This is a genomic window from Sporosarcina sp. FA9 (assembly GCF_051550205.1).
Lineage (GTDB): Bacteria > Bacillota > Bacilli > Bacillales_A > Planococcaceae > Sporosarcina.
In genome coordinates, this window is record NZ_CP188819.1 from 1,316,423 (window position 1) to 1,334,173 (window position 17,751).

Annotated in this window: 18 protein-coding genes; 16 read left to right on the forward strand and 2 right to left on the reverse strand. The window is 39.5% G+C overall.

What is annotated here, in order from left to right; all coding sequences use genetic code 11:
• Positions 1 to 57: 57 nt before the first annotated feature.
• Positions 58 to 1,749: an Rqc2 family fibronectin-binding protein gene (locus ACP8HH_RS06390; RefSeq protein ID WP_438317452.1), complete on the reverse strand. Its 1,692-nt coding sequence runs from the start codon at positions 1,747 to 1,749 to the stop codon at positions 58 to 60.
• A gap of 154 nt (positions 1,750 to 1,903) precedes the next feature.
• On the opposite strand from ACP8HH_RS06390, the gene gmk reads away from it, so the two are divergent.
• The 13 genes from gmk to spoVM all read left to right on the forward strand — a co-directional run bounded on the left by gmk (position 1,904) and on the right by spoVM (position 14,427).
• Positions 1,904 to 2,521: a guanylate kinase gene (gene gmk, locus ACP8HH_RS06395; RefSeq protein ID WP_438317454.1), complete on the forward strand. Its 618-nt coding sequence runs from the start codon at positions 1,904 to 1,906 to the stop codon at positions 2,519 to 2,521.
• A 3-nt stretch (positions 2,522 to 2,524) separates the two neighbouring features.
• Positions 2,525 to 2,749: a DNA-directed RNA polymerase subunit omega gene (gene rpoZ / locus ACP8HH_RS06400; protein ID WP_438317457.1), complete on the forward strand. Its 225-nt coding sequence runs from the start codon at positions 2,525 to 2,527 to the stop codon at positions 2,747 to 2,749.
• Positions 2,750 to 2,823: 74 nt separating this feature from the next.
• Positions 2,824 to 4,032, forward strand: coding sequence for a bifunctional phosphopantothenoylcysteine decarboxylase/phosphopantothenate--cysteine ligase CoaBC (gene coaBC, locus ACP8HH_RS06405; RefSeq protein ID WP_438317460.1), 1,209 nt, complete (start codon positions 2,824 to 2,826; stop codon positions 4,030 to 4,032).
• Entirely contained in the window at positions 4,022 to 6,430 is a 2,409-nt protein-coding gene (gene priA, locus ACP8HH_RS06410) for a primosomal protein N' (RefSeq protein WP_438319054.1), read from the forward strand. Before coaBC ends, priA begins: the two co-directional genes overlap by 11 nt.
• Before the next feature lie 46 nt (positions 6,431 to 6,476).
• On the forward strand, positions 6,477 to 6,983 hold the full coding sequence (gene def, locus ACP8HH_RS06415; protein ID WP_438317463.1) for a peptide deformylase: 507 nt from the start codon (positions 6,477 to 6,479) through the stop codon (positions 6,981 to 6,983).
• Entirely contained in the window at positions 6,980 to 7,921 is a 942-nt protein-coding gene (gene fmt, locus ACP8HH_RS06420; RefSeq protein WP_438317466.1) for a methionyl-tRNA formyltransferase, read from the forward strand. The genes def and fmt overlap by 4 nt, the downstream gene beginning before the upstream one ends.
• Entirely contained in the window at positions 7,918 to 9,267 is a 1,350-nt protein-coding gene (rsmB, locus tag ACP8HH_RS06425) for a 16S rRNA (cytosine(967)-C(5))-methyltransferase RsmB (protein WP_438317468.1), read from the forward strand. Before fmt ends, rsmB begins: the two co-directional genes overlap by 4 nt.
• Positions 9,268 to 9,299: 32 nt before the next feature.
• A complete protein-coding gene (locus tag ACP8HH_RS06430; protein ID WP_438317471.1) occupies positions 9,300 to 10,058 on the forward strand; it encodes a Stp1/IreP family PP2C-type Ser/Thr phosphatase in 759 nt (252 codons plus the stop codon).
• A complete protein-coding gene (pknB, locus tag ACP8HH_RS06435; protein WP_438317474.1) occupies positions 10,055 to 12,049 on the forward strand; it encodes a Stk1 family PASTA domain-containing Ser/Thr kinase in 1,995 nt (664 codons plus the stop codon). The genes ACP8HH_RS06430 and pknB overlap by 4 nt, the downstream gene beginning before the upstream one ends.
• A 22-nt stretch (positions 12,050 to 12,071) precedes the next feature.
• On the forward strand, positions 12,072 to 12,965 hold the full coding sequence (gene rsgA, locus ACP8HH_RS06440) for a ribosome small subunit-dependent GTPase A (RefSeq protein WP_438317477.1): 894 nt from the start codon (positions 12,072 to 12,074) through the stop codon (positions 12,963 to 12,965).
• Positions 12,958 to 13,626: a ribulose-phosphate 3-epimerase gene (gene rpe / locus ACP8HH_RS06445; protein WP_438317480.1), complete on the forward strand. Its 669-nt coding sequence runs from the start codon at positions 12,958 to 12,960 to the stop codon at positions 13,624 to 13,626. Before rsgA ends, rpe begins: the two co-directional genes overlap by 8 nt.
• On the forward strand, positions 13,623 to 14,276 hold the full coding sequence (locus ACP8HH_RS06450) for a thiamine diphosphokinase (RefSeq protein WP_438317482.1): 654 nt from the start codon (positions 13,623 to 13,625) through the stop codon (positions 14,274 to 14,276). Before rpe ends, ACP8HH_RS06450 begins: the two co-directional genes overlap by 4 nt.
• Positions 14,269 to 14,427, forward strand: a complete 159-nt coding sequence (gene spoVM / locus ACP8HH_RS06455) for a stage V sporulation protein SpoVM (RefSeq protein ID WP_438317485.1) — start codon at positions 14,269 to 14,271, stop codon at positions 14,425 to 14,427. The genes ACP8HH_RS06450 and spoVM overlap by 8 nt, the downstream gene beginning before the upstream one ends.
• 89 nt (positions 14,428 to 14,516) lie before the next feature.
• Here the strand turns inward: spoVM and rpmB are convergent, their stop codons facing one another.
• On the reverse strand, positions 14,517 to 14,705 hold the full coding sequence (rpmB, locus tag ACP8HH_RS06460; protein ID WP_438317488.1) for a 50S ribosomal protein L28: 189 nt from the start codon (positions 14,703 to 14,705) through the stop codon (positions 14,517 to 14,519).
• 216 nt (positions 14,706 to 14,921) lie between these two features.
• On the opposite strand from rpmB, the gene ACP8HH_RS06465 reads away from it, so the two are divergent.
• The 3 genes from ACP8HH_RS06465 to sdaAB all read left to right on the forward strand — a co-directional run bounded on the left by ACP8HH_RS06465 (position 14,922) and on the right by sdaAB (position 17,745).
• Positions 14,922 to 15,284, forward strand: a complete 363-nt coding sequence (locus tag ACP8HH_RS06465; RefSeq protein WP_438317491.1) for an Asp23/Gls24 family envelope stress response protein — start codon at positions 14,922 to 14,924, stop codon at positions 15,282 to 15,284.
• Positions 15,285 to 15,307: 23 nt separating this feature from the next.
• Positions 15,308 to 16,975 (forward strand): DAK2 domain-containing protein, encoded by a 1,668-nt coding sequence (locus tag ACP8HH_RS06470; RefSeq protein WP_438317494.1) that lies wholly within the window; start codon positions 15,308 to 15,310, stop codon positions 16,973 to 16,975.
• Positions 16,976 to 17,082: 107 nt separating this feature from the next.
• Positions 17,083 to 17,745, forward strand: a complete 663-nt coding sequence (sdaAB, locus tag ACP8HH_RS06475; RefSeq protein ID WP_438317497.1) for an L-serine ammonia-lyase, iron-sulfur-dependent subunit beta — start codon at positions 17,083 to 17,085, stop codon at positions 17,743 to 17,745.
• Positions 17,746 to 17,751: the final 6 nt, after the last annotated feature.

Consider the following 17,751-nt stretch of genomic DNA (forward strand, 5'->3'; position numbering starts at 1 on the left):
TACCATCAGTAAAAATGCGTTTCCGCTTGGTAATTAACCACTCGGAAACGCTTTTTTTTATTTTTTTAACTTTCGTACAAGATCTTCATCCGGTGTGACAAATAACGTTTTTTGTTCAAAGTAAATGACAAAACCTGGTTTTGAACCGTTAGGCTTTTTCACATGTCGAACTTCAGTAAAATCAACCGGAACGGAAGAAGACTCACGTGCCTTACTAAAATAAGCTGAAAGGACAGCTGCTTCTTTTATCGTTTCTTCATCAGGATTTGGATCGTGAATCACTACATGAGAACCGGGAATGTCCTTTGTATGTAGCCATGTTTGATCGCGTGATGCAATTTTAAACGTTAAATAATCGTTTTGTTTATTATTCTTACCGACGGAAATTGGGATGCCTGATGTAGAAACATATGATTCAGGCGATGGTTTCTTCGGTCTTTTTTTCTTTTTCGATTTACGTTCCTTCATTAAACCGAGTTCTGCAAGTTCCTCACGTATTTCATCAATATCTTCTGGGGATGCTTGCATAACTTGTTGCTTGATCATCTCAAAATATTCAATATCCTCATCGGCTTTCTTGAGTTGTTCTGCAATCATGATTAATGCTGTTTTTGCTTTAGCGTATCTTGAATAAAATCTTTGAGCATTCTCAATCGCTGTTTTTCGAGAATCTAATGGAATTGTTATGGTTGTTCCTTCTTCGTAATAGTTATCCACAACAGCTTCCGTTTGCCCCTTTTGAATGAGGTAACTATTTGCAGTGATGAGTTCCCCGTACAATTGAAATGTATCTAACTTTCCAGCATCTGCTTTTTCTTTTGTAAGTTTTTTTATTTTTAAGTTCAGTTTTGAAATTTCATTGTCCAACCAGCGCTCTAAATCGGACGCTTGTGATTTTACACGTTCTCTTTCCGCACGTCCAAAATACACTTTATCCAATAGTTCACTAACCGTTTCGAATTCGGCCGTTTGAGTCGTTGCATGCGTTAGAGCAGTTGCAGAGAACCCCATTTTTGAATCAATTTCTGAGATATTGGGTTGATTGTTGATGCCTTGAAAAGAATGAAGAAACGTTTTAAATATACTGAATTTCTCCTGTTCTTCAGTACTATTTAAACGGTATAGGAGCTCATTTCCATTTATTGGTGAGAAACCTGAGAATAACCGCACGAAGTCACGTCCGCTTTCCACCTCTTGAAGAAGAGATGAAAATTGTTCTTCTTCTATTAGAAAAGGGTTTATTTTATCTTGAGGTGGTGCAGGTTTATAAGGTTGTCCTGGTAAAATAGTACGATAGCTATTTACCGATGGTGGAAGATGCTTTTGACTGTCAATAATAAGATTTCGTTCCGGATCTACGACGATAAAGTTACTATGTCGTCCCATTATTTCAATGTAAATTCGACGTTCCATATCATCGCCGATTTCGTTTTTTGCTGTAATATCAAGCGTTACAATTCTGTCCGTCCCATGTTGGCCAATTGCGGTGATTGTTCCGCCTTCTAAATGTTTACGCAACACCATACAGAATAAAGGTGCTACCGCTGGGTTGGTAATGGCCTCATCTGTCAATTGAATTCTTGAATACGATGGGTGTATCGATATTATTAATCTTTGGTTTTTGCCGTTTGCTCTTACTAGAAATACGATTTCATGTGCGTTTGGTTGGTGAATTTTAGAAATACGTCCGTTTTTGAGGACCTGCAGTTCTTGCACCATTGCCGTTGTAAATAAACCATCAAATGCCATACTGATTCCTCTTTCTATTCGTTTTGTTTCATTTTAGCACTCCAAGGGCTATTTATGCTATAATATGAGCATGATTGATAATAAAGTAACTGTGGAGTTAGCCGTGTTAAATCAGTGCTCCATGAAAATTAGTTATGACAAGAAGAGGGATTGTATGCACAAACGACGGGGATTGTTAATTGTTCTATCTGGACCTTCTGGTGTAGGTAAAGGAACAGTACGGAAAGAGCTATTTACACAACCAGATACGAACTATGAATATTCCATATCCATGACAACGAGAAGCCCGCGAATCGGTGAAGTAGATGGAGTAGACTACTTTTTTAAATCTAGGAATGAATTCGAAAAACTTATTGAGCAAGGAAAACTACTAGAATACGCAGAGTATGTCGGTAACTATTATGGAACACCGCTCGACTATGTAAATGAAACACTCGATGCAGGTCGAGACGTATTTCTTGAAATTGAAGTTGTTGGAGCTGCACAAGTTCGTGCCAAAGCCCCAAATGGACTTTTTATTTTCCTTGCACCACCAAGTCTACTTGCACTTCAGGATCGTTTAATAGGACGAGGTACTGAGTGTTCGGATGTAATCGCCTCAAGAATCGGAAAAGCTCGTGAAGAACTTGAGATGATGAATTTATATGATTATGTTGTAGAAAATGACGAAGTGAGTAAAGCATGTGATAAAATTAACGCTATCGTCGTTGCAGAACATTGTCGTAGAGAACGTGTTGAAAAAAGATACTTACGTATGTTGGAAGGGGAATAATATATGTTACATCCATCGGTTGATTCACTAAAGGACAAGATTGATTCAAAATACACACTCGTTACAATCGCTTCAAAGCGTGCACGGGAGCTACAAGAGGTTAAGAACGAATTACTGACAACTTATAAGTCCAAAAAGAATGTTGGTAAAGCTCTTGAGGAAATTGCAGCAGGTGCTCTTACGAAACGAACACAAGATCAATCGATCATTTACGAAGACGAAGTCTAAAATAAGAATAATGTGCTACTCCCTTAGAAACGTATTTTCTTTGGGAGTTTGTCATTTTAGGAAGGAAGAATTCGGTGTTGAATAAAAACATTTTAATTTGTGTAACTGGTGGAATCGCAGTGTATAAAGCTGTTGCCCTCGTTAGTAAGCTTTCGCAAGCGGGTGCAAATGTGAAGGTTGTTATGACAAAATCGGCAATGGAGTTTGTCAGACCTTTAACATTTCAAGCAATGTCCCGTAATGATGTCTTTTATGATACGTTCGATGAAAAAAATTCACGTGTCATTGCTCATATTGATTTAGCAGATTGGGCGGACTTAGTAATCATCGCACCAGCAACAGCCAACGTTATTGGGAAACTGGCAAATGGTATTGGCGATGAAATGGTGACAACAATCCTCTTAGCAACAACTGCTGAAGTATGGATTGCACCGGCTATGAACGTTCATATGTATGAAAATAAAGCTGTTATGCGTAACATCGAAATTTTACATAAAGACGGTTACAAGTTCATCGAGCCATCTGAAGGTTTTTTAGCATGTGGTTATGTTGGAAAAGGAAGGCTTGAGGAACCGGAAAAAATTGCACAGCTTGTTTCCGAAAAATTCAATTCAAAAGACCTTCCTTTACTCGGTAAAAAGGTTGTTGTTACTGCAGGGCCTACCCGTGAACGCATTGACCCAGTTCGATACATATCCAATTTTTCAAGTGGCAAGATGGGTTATTCAATGGCGGAGGCGGCTGCAGCACTTGGTGCGGAAACGATACTGATTTCCGGACCCGTCAGTTTAGAAAAACCTGTAGGAGTTAAAGTAATTGATGTTGAAAGTGCTAAAGAAATGTTTGATGCAGTACTTTCGGAATACGATGATGCGGCGATTGTCATTAAATCCGCAGCTGTCGCAGATTATCGTCCGAAAGACATTCATCCCCAAAAGATTAAAAAAGGGGAAGGTGAATCTAGAGTAGAACTAACGCGAACGACGGACATATTGAAAACACTTGGAGAACGTAAAAAGCATCAAATACTTGTAGGTTTCGCTGCAGAAACTGAAAATGCTGTTGGACACGGAATGGGGAAACTGGACAGTAAAAATCTTGATTTTATCATTGTGAATGACGTCACAGATCCGGATGCAGGATTTGGAAGAGATACGAATGTAGTCACGTTACTTTCAAAAAATGGACTGAATCAATTGTATCCGGTTATGCCGAAAAAGGAGCTTGCAACCGTTCTGCTGAATGCAATTCTTGAAGAAAGAACAGATCTTCATGATCGCTAAAATAATTGTTGATGTTGCAGCTTATCCAATTGACCGACCTTTTGACTACATCGTACCTGAAGCGATGGAATCCATTATCGAACCCGGAATCCGAGTGAAAGTACCGTTTGGTAATCGAAAAGTACTTGGTTACGTGACAGGTATAAAAAATGAAACCGACATAGCGATTGATAAATTAAAATCAATTGACGAACTCATTGACTTGGATCCCGTGATATCTAGTGAACTACTGGACCTATCTCGTTGGTTGGCCGTTCAGACACTGTCTTATGAAATCGACGCACTTCAAGTAATGTTGCCTGCAGCTATGCGTGCAAAATACGAAAAGTATGTAGAAGTTGTTGAGCAAGAGGATATATTGGACGAAGAATTCCTAAACTTTTTAAAAGGAAGAAAGCGTGTTCCGCTAAAAGAGGCGGACACCGCAAGCTTGTTAAAAATGATTAAATACTATACAAATGAAAAAGTCATTACGGTAGATACAATTGTTCGCCAGCAGACAGCCATTAAGAAGGTGCGAATGATTCGAATTGAAGAAGCTTCAAAATTACACGTTATTTTAGAAAGTCTTCATTCAAATGCTAAAAAACAATTTGAACTGATTCAGTGGATGATTCAACATGAAGGACAAACGCTTACCTCGAAAAGCCTACTTGAACAATCGGGAATTTCTCCAGCAACTCTAAAATCAGTGATCGCACGTGGTGCAGCATTTGAAGAATACGCAGAAACCTACCGCGAGCCTGAAGCGCCTGGGATGAAAGATGTTGCAATTCCTGTAAACCTTACGGATGAGCAAGTAATCGCACTCGACCGTATCTCGTCATCTATTGAAGGCGGAGTGGCTGAAACATTTCTTTTACACGGTGTAACGGGAAGTGGGAAAACCGAAATTTACTTACGTGCCATTAAAGAGGTTTTGGAAAAGGGGCAAGATGCAATTGTTCTAGTACCCGAAATTGCATTAACACCTCAAATGACATCTCGCTTTAAAGCCCGTTTTGGCCCGCTTGTTGCAGTTATGCATAGTGCTCTATCCGCAGGAGAAAAGTACGATGAGTGGCGTAAAATACAGCGCGGTGAAGTAAAGGTTGTCGTAGGCGCAAGGTCTGCTATTTTTGCTCCGTTTAAAAACGTTGGTATTATTATTCTTGATGAAGAACATGAATCTACTTATAAACAAGAAGACACACCAAGGTATCATGCTCGAGATGTTGCTATTAAAAGAGCAGAATATTATGGTTGTCCCGTTATTCTTGGCAGTGCAACACCATCGCTTGAATCCTACGCAAGAGCGTCGAAAGGGGTTTATACACTTTTAACGTTATTGAATCGTGCACGGAATCAGGCACTTCCGAAAGTTGAAATTATTGATATGAGGGAAGAATTGCGTCTTGGAAATCGGTCTATGTTTTCGCTTGATTTGGCGGAAGCGGTTCGTAATAGATTAGAATCAGGAGAGCAAATTATTTTGTTTCTTAATAGAAGAGGTTTTTCTGCGTTTGTACTTTGCAGGGATTGTGGAACGGTAGTTGAATGTCCAAACTGCGACATTTCGTTGACGTATCATCGCGCCACTGAGCGATTAAAATGCCATTATTGTGGTCATGAAGAAATCGTCCCGCTGAAATGTCCGGAATGCACAAGTGAGCATATTCGTTTCTTTGGAACAGGAACTCAAAAAGTAGAAGAGGAAATCACAAAACTGTTTCCAACTGCACGTGTTCTTCGAATGGACGTAGATACAACGCGTCAAAAAGGGGCTCACGAGCGTTTACTCCGACAATTTAGTGAAGGCAAGGCCGATATTTTACTCGGTACACAGATGATTGCAAAAGGGCTTGATTTCCCTAACATAACTTTAGTGGGCGTTCTTGCAGCAGATACTACGCTGCATTTGGCGGATTTTCGAGCAGCTGAAAAAACATTCCAATTAATGACACAAGTGAGCGGAAGAGCCGGACGTCATGAATTGCCTGGTGAAGTGTTTATCCAAACGTATACGCCTGAACATTATGCTATTCAACTTGCAAAAGATCAGCATTACGAACCTTTTTATAAGCATGAAATGGCTGCCCGAAGGCAATTTGGTTACCCGCCTTTTTACTTCGTAACTCTTGTTCAGTTTTCACATGAAGATTTACTTAAAGTAGCCGATTTCGCAGAAAAGGGTTCCCGCTTTTTAAAAGATAATTTATCAATCGATACACAAATCATTGGACCAACGGCAGCTGCGGTTAGTCGTGTCAACAATAGATATCGTTACCAATGTCTGTTAAAATACAAAAAAGAGCCAATGCTTACGGAGACGTTGCAACAGCTCATTAAACTATATAGAACGAAGTGGATAAAGTCCGGTCTTATTATGACTGTTGAAGTGGAACCGATGTCCATTTAACTTTATCCGCTGTGATTGATTTGAAATTAAGAAAAGAGGAATTGAATTGGCAATACGTAAAATAGTGATGCATCCATCTCCGTTGCTCACGCAGAAATGTGAAAAAGTAGTGAAATTCGATAACAAACTAGCAAAACTTTTGGATGATATGCATGAAACAATGATCGCTGAAGATGGTGTTGGACTTGCTGCACCACAAATTGGTGAAACGATTCAAGTGGCCATCGTCGATTTTGAAGAAGGACAAGAAGTAATTGAAATGATTAATCCAGTCGTTACGGCTATAGGCGGAGAAGAAATTGAAATTGAAGGATGTCTTAGTTTCCCAGGATTATTCGGCGAAGTCGAACGTCCTTTTTATGTGAAAATTGAAGCGCAAGAACGTAATGGAATGCTTTACGAACTTGAAGCAGAAGGATACGAAGCCCGAGCAATTCTTCATGAAATCGATCATTTAAATGGAATTCTATTTGAAGAAAAGATCATTCGAGTTGTCAGTCTTGAAGAATTAGAAGCCCTTGAGAAAGCCTTTAAAGAAGGTGGCGAAGAATGAATTCAATCATTTTTATGGGTACACCTGACTTTTCAGCACCGATTCTTAGAATGCTCCACTCTGAAGGGTACAATATTGCGGCGGTTGTAACCCAACCCGATCGTCCAGTTGGAAGAAAACGCATACTTACTCCTCCGCCCGTTAAAGTAGAAGCTCTAAAACTTGGTCTACCTGTAATCCAACCTGAAAAATTAACAGGTTCTGTTGAACTGGAAGAAATAATATCACTTCAACCCGATTTAATCGTCACGGCGGCTTTTGGACAAATACTTCCTAAAGAACTGCTTGATGTACCCAGACTAGGGTCCATTAATGTCCATGCATCACTACTGCCGAAATACCGCGGTGGTGCTCCGATTCATCAGGCCATTATTGACGGTGAAACGGAAACGGGTGTAACCATTATGTATATGGTGGAAAAACTTGATGCTGGAGATATTATTTCACAAGTAGTTGTCCCTATTGCGGATGATGAAAACACTGGAGATTTATTTGATAAGCTTTCTGTTGCCGGTGAGGCTCTTTTAAAAGAAACACTTCCATCTATTTTGGATGGCACGAATGCACGAGTGGTTCAAGATGAGTCCCTTGTAACGTTTGCCCGAAATATTTCGCGTGAACAAGAGCGAATTGACTGGTCCGATAATGGAAAAGCAATTTACGATCAAATACGTGGCCTTCATCCTTGGCCGGTCGCTTACACAGTATTTCAAGGTGAACAATTGAAGATTTGGTGGGGAGAAAAGGTTGAGCTGTCCGTAGAGGCCGAGCCTGGAACAATTGCCTCGATTGAGACAAACCGTATAATTGTACACACAGGTGACAAAACTGGTGTAGCAATCACCGATTTACAACCGTCAGGTAGAAAAAGAATGTCCGTTGATGTGTTTAATCGAGGTATTGGCGCTCAGTGGAATGAAGGAGATCGATTCGAATGAAAAGGCCACAAAAGAAAATATGGAACGGTAATGTTCGAGATGCCGCTCTTTCAATATTGATGGAAATTAATAATAACCAAGCATATAGTAATCTGCTTCTACATCGCACGATTGAAAAGTATACTATTGAAGCTAAAGATCGAGGCCTATTAACAGAATTAACATACGGCACACTGCAACAGCGAATGACGCTTGATTATTATCTAGAGCCTTTTGTTCATGGGAAACTGGATGGTTGGGTGCGTGAGTTGCTTAGATTATCACTTTATCAAATTGTGTATTTAACAAAAATTCCTTCTCACGCTGTTGTTCATGAAGCGGTAGAAATTGCAAAAAGACGTGGACATAAACGAATTGCACCAACTGTTAACGGGATTTTACGTTCCGTATTACGGAAAGGTGTTCGCTCTGTTGAAGAAATCGAAGACGATCTTACACGAATCTCTATCGAAACGAGTCATCCGGAATGGCTGATTAAAAGATGGATCGAACTGTACGGTATTGAACAAACAACGATTATGGCTCATGCAAATAACAGTCCTGCACGAATGACAATGCGCGTAAATACAGCGAAAACAACAAGAGATGAAGTGATTGCTTCCCTTGAGGCTGAAGAAGTTGAAGTTCGTAAAGGTGAAGTTATAGAAGAGTGTATCGTTTCAAGTTCGGGAAATCCGACGAAAACGAAAGCGTATCAAAAAGGTTTTCTCACCATTCAAGATGAAAGTTCTATGTTGCCCGTTACGGCACTGGATGTTCATCCTGGAATGAAAGTGTTGGATATGTGTGCGGCACCAGGCGGAAAAACAACACATATCGCAGAAAAAATGAAGGACCAAGGTGAAGTTTTTGCGCACGATATTCACGATCATAAACTTCAGCTTATAGAAGAGAATGCGAAGAGACTGGGACTTACTTCCATTACGACGAAAAGTGGGGATAGTCGAAATTTAGTTGAAGTATATGGTGAGTCAACGTTCGATAGAATTCTCGTCGATGCACCGTGTAGTGGACTTGGGGTAATTCGTAGAAAACCAGAAATTAAATACGTTAAGACGGAAGCCGATTTCGAAGGCTTGGTTAAAATTCAGTCGGAACTTTTAGACGTCGCAAGCAAACTTATTAAACCAGATGGCATCATTGTTTACAGTACATGTACTGTGGAATACGCAGAAAATAGTGGTGTTGTAGATGGTTTTCTTGAACGTCACGTAGACATGGAGAAAATACCGTTGCCTCATTTAGATGGAAATGCAAAGTTGGAAATAAAAGACAATACATTGCAAGTATTACCACAACATTTTGAGAGCGATGGTTTTTTTGTAGCTGCATTTAGAAAAAAATGAAACAGAATGTGAAATGGAATGGGGGTTCTATTGTGCAATTCGAAGTTCTTACGGATATTGGTAAAAAGAGAACTGTAAATGAAGACAGTGCTGCTGTTTATACCCACCCAGATGGAATTATATTAGCGATCATTGCGGATGGTATGGGTGGACACCAAGGCGGTGATTATGCAAGCTCAACGGCAATTAAAATCATTGGGGATATGTTTCTCAAACTCGATAGTTCTGAATTTGTTATAAAAGAACATTGGTTTGAATGGTTGAAAGAGGCATTTTTACACGTAAACCAATTGCTCTTTGAATATGCTAATAAAAATGAGGACCTAAAAGGAATGGGGACAACACTTGAAGCCGCCCTTATCCACGGTCATTCCTGTTTAGTAACTCATGTTGGTGATAGCCGTGTGTATGCGGTAAATTCGAATGGGGTTAGTCAAGTTACTCGAGACCATTCTTACGTAAACGCACTGCTGGATAGTGGCGAAATTACCGAAGAGGAAGCTGAAATTCATCCCCAAAGAAATTGGATTTTGAAGGCAGTGGGCTCGGAAAAACATATTGAACCCGATTTACATTCACTAAATCTTGATGATGAAACCTATTTATTAATTTGCACTGATGGTTTAAGTAATAAAGTTGGCAAGGCATCTATGCAAGAAATAATCCTATCGGATCATAAAACCTTGCATGAGAAAGCGCAAAGACTTGTTGATTTAGCGAATCATAAAGGTGGAGAAGATAATATTTCTGTAATTTTACTAGGACCAACTTCGGAGGTGAATACTCCTTGATTGGAAAAAGAATCGGTGGACGTTATGAGATATTGAAATACATTGGCGGCGGTGGGATGTCAAAAGTCTATCTGGCTCATGATGTCATATTAGACCGCGATGTTGCTATTAAAATACTCAATTATGATTTTGCGAATGAAGAAGAACTTAAAAGGCGGTTTATGAGAGAAGCTCTCTCTGCCACAAGTCTTACACATCCACATATTGTGAATATATTTGATGTAGGTGAAGAAGGAGAACTTCATTATTTAGTGATGGAATATATTGAAGGACAGACCTTGAAAGAATACATCACTTCAAATGGACCCATGGCGCCAGAAGATGCGGTGCCGATTATGCGACAGCTCGTCTCGGCAATTTCAAATGCTCATTACAATGGCATAGTTCATAGAGACGTCAAGCCGCAAAATATATTAATGGATGATGAAGGAAATGTAAAAATAACTGATTTTGGAATCGCTATGGCACTTAGTGCAACAGCTCACACGAAAACGAATTCAGTTCTAGGAACAGTTCATTATTTATCACCTGAACAGGCACGCGGTGGTATGGCAACAAAAAAGTCGGATATTTATTCTGTGGGAATTGTTTTTTATGAACTTCTTACTGGGAAGTTACCATTTTCTGGTGAATCTGCAGTTTCGATTGCATTGAAACATTTGCAAGAAGAAACGCCTTCTGTTCGCGCTTTGTTCCCAGAGATTCCGCAAAGTGTCGAAAACTTTATTTTGAAAGCAACATCAAAAGATGCGAAGAATAGATATCAGTCTGCGGATGAAATGAATGAAGATTTGATGACTATATTAGAGCCGGAACGGGTAAATGAAGAGAAGTTCACTATTCCATTTGACGATGAACTTACACGAGCTCTTCCTGCGATTGTAGATCCGAATCGCATTGCAAGTGTTGTGGATACAAGGAAAATGGAATCTGTAGAGACATCTGAACAGACACCCAATGCGGCTCCTAAAAAGAGAAAAAAAGCGCCAATCATTTTTGCGATATTATCTGGATTCTTAATAATCGTATTACTGATACTATTCCTTCCAAGTTTACTGAGTCCGAAGCAAGTGGAAATTCCAAATGTCATTGGAATGGAAGAAAACGAAGCCGCTAATGATCTTGAGGAATTGGGTTTTATTGTAGACGAAAGAATTGAAGAGTCTTCGGATGAGTTTGAAAAAGGGCAAGTCACTCGTACAAATCCGGAAGCGACTCGAAAACGAGATGTTGGATCAGCTATAACTCTTTACATCAGTAGTGGTAAAGAATCGATTGAGATGGAAAGTTATATTGGTGATAATTTCACCCAAGTAGCAAGTCTTCTTGCAAATTATAAGTATAAGTCAATTAAGTCTGATGAAGAGTTCTCTGATAAACCGATAGGAGAAATTATTGGACAAGACCCTGAAGAAGGCGAACTGATAATACCTGCCGAAACGGACTTGCGATTTATTGTAAGTAAAGGAAGAGACATTCGAATTGTCGAGGACTTAACGGGCTACGATGAAAATCAACTTGCAGATTATGAAAAATCAAGTGGGCTTACAATAACCGTTTCCGGTCAAGAATATTCTGCAGAACATGCAGCAGGAAAAGTAATTTCACAAAAACCTAAAAAAGATGAAAAAATTGCAGGAGGCGGAAAGATTTCTGTCGTAATATCGCTCGGGGCAGAGAAAAAGCCGATTAGGCATCATATTCAAACAGTGAAGATTGAATACATCAAAGAAGTAATTGAGCCGAATGTTGAAGACGAAACTGATGAGGGAGAAGTAGTAGATTCTAATAACGAACCTGAAAAGACGCCTCAAAACATACGAATTTATGTTCAGGACATGGAGCACAAGATGGCCGATCCGAAATATGAATTTACAATAACTGAAGATCAAGAACAGACAATTACAATTGTACTTGAAGAAGGTCAAGAGGGTGCTTATCGAATAATGAATGGTTCCACGGTTGTTAAAGAAGAAAAAGTTAGTTATTAAAGAACCTAGGAAGAGGGATTGGATGCCGGAAGGACAAATTAGAAAAGCAATTAGTGGATTTTATTATGTTGAGGATAATGGTGAACGAATTCGTTGTAGGGGGCGGGGCGTCTTCAGAAATCGTGGAATTCATCCACTTGTCGGCGATATCGTAACGTACGTTCCCGACGGTGAAAATGACGCAATTATTACAGTTGTCCATGAACGTAAAAATGAACTCGTACGCCCTCCAATTTCAAATGTTGATCAGGCGTTACTTGTATTTTCAATTGTTGAACCCGCTTTCAGTCCACATTTGTTGGATCGCTTTCTTGTTGTCATTGAATCTTTTGGTATAAAACCTATTATTTGTTTAACTAAAAAGGATATAGCAAGTGAAGCCGAATTAGAAAAAGTTGTTGCAAGTGAAGCGTACTATAAAAAGATTGGATATAAAGTAATTAATACTTTTATCGATGATGAAAATTTGCCGGAAATATTGAAGCCGATTTTGAAAGGACAAATCACAGTTCTAGCGGGTCAATCTGGTGTAGGGAAATCGACGCTTTTAAACACAGTACTACCGTCTCTTGGACTGAAGACTGGTGAAATATCTGAAGCACTTGGACGCGGTAAACATACAACACGGCATGTTGAACTACTCGAGGTTGCCGGTGGTCTTGTTGCGGATACGCCTGGATTTAGTTCTTTAGAATTTGACCATATACAAAAAGAAGAACTGTCTCACTATTTTATAGAAATGAATGAGGCATCTGAAAACTGTAAATTTCGTGGTTGTTTGCATTTAAAAGAACCGAAGTGTGCTGTTAAAGAACTCGTTGAAACGGGGGAAATACTCCGTCATCGTTACGATAATTATTTACATTTCTTGCAAGAAATAATCGACCGAAAGCCGAGGTATGAAAAACATGATTAAAATTGCACCTTCGATATTAGCAGCTGACTTTTCTAAATTAGCTGAAGAAGTTAGAGAAGTTGAAGCAGCAGGAGCAGAACTTATCCACATCGACGTGATGGACGGTCATTTTGTCCCCAACATTACAATGGGGGCAATCGTTGTCGAGGCACTGCGACCTGTAACGAAGCTACCACTTGATGTACATTTAATGATTGATAATCCGGATGCATTTATCGAGCAATTTGCAAAGGCAGGAGCTGACTATATAACAGTTCATGTAGAAGCCTGCCGACATTTGCACAGAACTCTCCAATTTATAAAGTCCACAGGAGTGAAATCAGGTGTTGTTCTAAATCCGCATACACCGATTGAGACGATTTTACATGTGCTTGAGGAAGTAGACTTAGTTCTATTCATGACCGTCAATCCCGGTTTTGGTGGACAGAAGTTCATTTATTCCGTTTTGCCTAAAGTGAAACAGTTATCGGATATCATTAAAGAGCGAAACCTTTCAATCGAAATTGAAATTGACGGTGGAATAAATGAAGAAACAATTATTCCTTGTGTAGAAGCAGGAGCAACGATTTTTGTAGCAGGATCTGCTATTTACAATGAATCGGATCGTGCTGCAGCCTTAAAGAGAATAAAGGCTGCTGGTGAAAGTGTCTTCGGTAAATGAAAACTGTCGTTATTTGTGCAGGAGGTCCGATTGCTGAAGTTCTGAACCTTGCCGAATTCGATAAACAGGATACGATATTTATCGGGGCCGATAAAGGGGCTTTACACTTGTTCAAGCAAGGAATTATTCCACATGAAGCGGTCGGAGATTTTGATTCGGTTTCAAAAAGTGATTATGAAAAGATTGTAAATTCGGTTCGTATTGTTGATCGGTTTCGGGCGGAAAAAGATGAAACGGATACAGAGCTTGCTATGGAACGTGCACTCGTTTATCAACCGGAAAATGTTGTTTTAACGGGTGTAACAGGCGGTCGATTAGATCACACTGAATCGGCACTTCATTTAATGTATCGATATCAAACGAAACATCCGGAAATTACTTTTACAATACGAAATCCGTTGAATGAGTTAACAATGTTAACCTCTGGCAACTACGAATTAAATTATAATGAGCGGTTGCCGTACATATCTTTTTTTCCATTTGGGCAATTAGTCAGTGGTTTAACGCTTGAGGGATTTAAATTTAATGTGGTGAAGGCGGAACTAAAAGTAGGGACGACAAAGTTTACAAGCAACGAACTTGTTGAAGGTGTCTGTACTATCTCATTCCATGAAGGCATATGCTTAATGGTAAGGAGTTCAGATGCTTGAAAGGAGTGAGGAATTGCGAGTTTACACGTTTACCTTGCCGAAATTCGTGAGCGGTTTTGTCCGGAAGTGTATATATGTGTTCCAGAAAGAGGATACCACCAAAGCTAATATTAAACCAAAGAAGAGAAAGAAAGAAAAAACGCCAAGCTGAATTATTCAGCTTGGCGTTTTATTTTTTGAGAGTAGACTTCAACAATCAGACCAATTGGTCATATAAGTGACTCTTGAAGCTATTCTAGATTATACTCGTTGAACTTTACCTGATTTAAGAGCTCTTGCAGAAACCCAAACTCTTTTAGGTTTACCGTTAACAAGAATACGGACTTTTTGAAGGTTCGCACCCCATGTACGTCTTGTCGAGTTCAAAGCGTGTGAACGTGAGTTTCCTGCACGGGCTTTGCGTCCTGAAATAACACATACTTTAGCCATTTTGTTACCTCCTTGCGAATGAAGATTTAGCATTGCTTTTTAATATTCGCATACTCTACTAATGTATCACATGAAGAAGTGGCTTGCAACTGTTTTTGCTAGGTCTTTCAAGTGAAAGGCCTTTACAGGAGAATCGTAAATAAAAAAGCTTTCTTTTAATATTATGGCGGGTATAGTACAATAAGGTAAGTTAAAAAAATGCGGGGGGACAAATTTATGTCAATCGAAGTTAAAAATGAGTTTGGCAAGATTGATATTTCAAGCGAAGTGATCACCCAAGTAGTTGGTGAGGCAGCTATCGAATGCTATGGAATTGTAGGCATGGCTTCTAGACATCAAATTAGGGATGGTTTAACGGACATCTTGCGTAGAGAAAATTTCGCTAGAGGTGTACTCGTTAGAAATATTGGCGACGATACTCATATTGATATGTATGTCATTATTGGATATGGTGTTAAAATTTCCGAAGTTGCTTATCAAGTGCAGTCAAAAGTAAAATACACATTGCAAAAAACAATTGGCATGAATGTAAAATCAGTCAATATTTTTGTTCAGGGAGTCCGCGTGACAAACCTATAGGTAAAGAGGAGGAAGTAATTGAAATGAAGTCTATAGATGGTTTGAAATTTGCAGAGATGGTGAAGCTTGGTTCTCATCATCTCTACCAAAATGCCGATTATGTCGATTCTTTAAATGTATTTCCGGTTCCAGATGGTGATACAGGTACAAACATGAATCTTTCTATGACATCAGGCGCGAAAGAAATAAATGAGCATGCTGAAGTACATATCGGCCGAACTGCTCAAGCACTTTCCAAAGGATTGCTGATGGGTGCACGTGGGAACTCTGGCGTAATACTATCTCAATTATTCCGTGGATTTGGTAAAGCGATTGAGAATGAGTCGACGGTAGATGGAATTACTTTTGCAGCGGCATTAAAATACGGTGTAGAAACTGCTTATAAAGCGGTGATGAAACCCGTTGAAGGAACAATTTTAACCGTTGCAAAAGATGCTTCGAATGTAGCTGTTGAAATAGCAGCAACTACGGATGACTTCATTACATTAATGGAGGCAATTGTCGAAGAGGCGAAAGCTTCATTGGAACGGACACCCGACCTACTCGCAGTACTAAAAGAAGTTGGTGTTGTTGATAGTGGTGGACAAGGTCTAGTTTACGTCTATGAAGGTTTTTTAGCATGTTTGAAAGGGGAAGCACTTCCCGAAAAGAGGGATGTTGAATCACTTGACGATCTCATTAATGCGGAACATCGCCGAAGCATACAAGGATTTATGAACACTGAAGATATTATTTACGGTTACTGTACGGAGTTTATTGTGAAGTTTGAATCCGAAAAAACTGCAGTACATTCATTTGAAGAATCGAATTTTAGACAAGAATTGAGTCAATTTGGAGATTCGTTACTCGTAATTTCAGATGAAGATGTTGCCAAAGTTCATATCCATTCTGAAGAGCCGGGTGATGTATTAAATTATAGTCAAAAGTATGGTTCCTTGATTGATATTAAAATTGAAAATATGCGTCAACAACATATTGAACTTGTCGGCGAGAATCATTCTGTACATAGTCCAGTAAAAAAGAAAGTTGAAAAACATCCATATGCTGTAATCACTGTGGCGATGGGCTCTGGTATTGCGGAACTTCTCAGAAGCGTAGGTGCATCTGCTGTTATCGAAGGCGGTCAGACAATGAACCCTTCAACAGAAGACATCGTAAAAGCAATTCAAGAAGTCGGTGCGGAACGTGTTCTTATATTACCCAACAATAAAAACATTATAATGGCAGCGGAACAAGCAGCGGAAATCATTGGTATTGAAGCGGCAGTAGTTCGAACAAAAACTGTTCCAGAAGGACTTGCTGCAATACTTGCATTTAACCCAGAAGCGGATTTGCTTGTGAATGCAGAAGCGATGTTGGAAGCGGCATCTCACGTGAAAACGGGACAAGTTACCAATGCAGTTAGAGATACTTCCATTGACGGAATTGAAATCAAGAAAAATGATTTTATGGGTATTTCTGAAGGTAAGATTATCACATCAGCCGTATCACTTGATGAGGTGATGAAAACAATCGTCACAACAATCATTGATGAAGATGCTGAAATTGTTACTATACTGTACGGAGAAGACGTGACTGCTACTGAAGCGGAAGCGATTAAGAGCTATATCGAGAAACGCTTTACTGATGTAGAAGTCGAGCTTTATAACGGAAAGCAACCATTGTATCCCTATATCATCTCAGTTGAATAAATAACCATTTATGCAGTATGCCTATCTAGGTGTACTGCTTTTGTTTTAATCTAGGGAATCGTGTAAGATAAGTAGTAGTGTATACTTTTTAAAGGGGAGTAGTGTATATGAAATTTAGATCCGTTTTTGATATTATTGGTCCGGTAATGATTGGTCCATCATCATCACATACTGCTGGTGCTGCCCGGATCGGTCGAGTTGCGCGAACACTTTTTGGTCGACAACCCGAATGGGCGCGAATCCATTTATATGGTTCATTTGCAGAAACGTATAAAGGGCACAGTACGGATGTTGCCATTATTGGTGGCTTACTTGATTATGATACATTCGATGAACGCATTAAAACGTCTTTTGATGAAGCGAAACGTCTTGGTCTATCTTTTGAATTTATTCCAGAAGATGAAGAACCTGAGCATCCGAATACAGCACGTCTTGTAATCGGTGATGGTGAAGGTGTTATGGAGTTAACGGCTATTTCTATTGGCGGCGGAACGATGGAAGTTACAGAACTTAATGGTTTTCCACTTCGATTATCCGGACATTACCCGGCATTGCTCATTGTCCATGAAGACCGTGCTGGTGTAATTGCGAGCGTTTCCAATGCTCTTGCCAAACAAGGTGTAAATATTGCACATATGGAATGTGGCCGTAAGGAAAAAGGCGAGATGGCACTTATGGTAATTGAAGTTGACCAATTCATAAATGATGCACTTATAAATGAGTTAGAAGTTTTAGAACACGTCACTCAAGTTTCGACATTAGCGAATTAAGGAGGA

Excerpts from the sequence above, each read along its gene's own strand:
- priA (WP_438319054.1), top strand. The coding sequence starts at position 4,022 with ATGATCGCTAAAATAATTGTTGATGTTGCAGCTTATCCAATTGACCGA.
- rsgA (WP_438317477.1), top strand. The coding sequence starts at position 12,072 with ATGCCGGAAGGACAAATTAGAAAAGCAATTAGTGGATTTTATTATGTT.
- sdaAB (WP_438317497.1), top strand. The coding sequence starts at position 17,083 with ATGAAATTTAGATCCGTTTTTGATATTATTGGTCCGGTAATGATTGGT.
- rpoZ (WP_438317457.1), top strand. The coding sequence starts at position 2,525 with ATGTTACATCCATCGGTTGATTCACTAAAGGACAAGATTGATTCAAAA.
- rpmB (WP_438317488.1), bottom strand. The coding sequence starts at position 14,705 with ATGGCTAAAGTATGTGTTATTTCAGGACGCAAAGCCCGTGCAGGAAAC.
- spoVM (WP_438317485.1), top strand. The coding sequence starts at position 14,269 with ATGCTTGAAAGGAGTGAGGAATTGCGAGTTTACACGTTTACCTTGCCG.
- rpe (WP_438317480.1), top strand. The coding sequence starts at position 12,958 with ATGATTAAAATTGCACCTTCGATATTAGCAGCTGACTTTTCTAAATTA.
- ACP8HH_RS06465 (WP_438317491.1), top strand. The coding sequence starts at position 14,922 with ATGTCAATCGAAGTTAAAAATGAGTTTGGCAAGATTGATATTTCAAGC.
- fmt (WP_438317466.1), top strand. The coding sequence starts at position 6,980 with ATGAATTCAATCATTTTTATGGGTACACCTGACTTTTCAGCACCGATT.
- ACP8HH_RS06450 (WP_438317482.1), top strand. The coding sequence starts at position 13,623 with ATGAAAACTGTCGTTATTTGTGCAGGAGGTCCGATTGCTGAAGTTCTG.
- gmk (WP_438317454.1), top strand. The coding sequence starts at position 1,904 with ATGCACAAACGACGGGGATTGTTAATTGTTCTATCTGGACCTTCTGGT.
- ACP8HH_RS06390 (WP_438317452.1), bottom strand. The coding sequence starts at position 1,749 with ATGGCATTTGATGGTTTATTTACAACGGCAATGGTGCAAGAACTGCAG.
- rsmB (WP_438317468.1), top strand. The coding sequence starts at position 7,918 with ATGAAAAGGCCACAAAAGAAAATATGGAACGGTAATGTTCGAGATGCC.
- ACP8HH_RS06470 (WP_438317494.1), top strand. The coding sequence starts at position 15,308 with ATGAAGTCTATAGATGGTTTGAAATTTGCAGAGATGGTGAAGCTTGGT.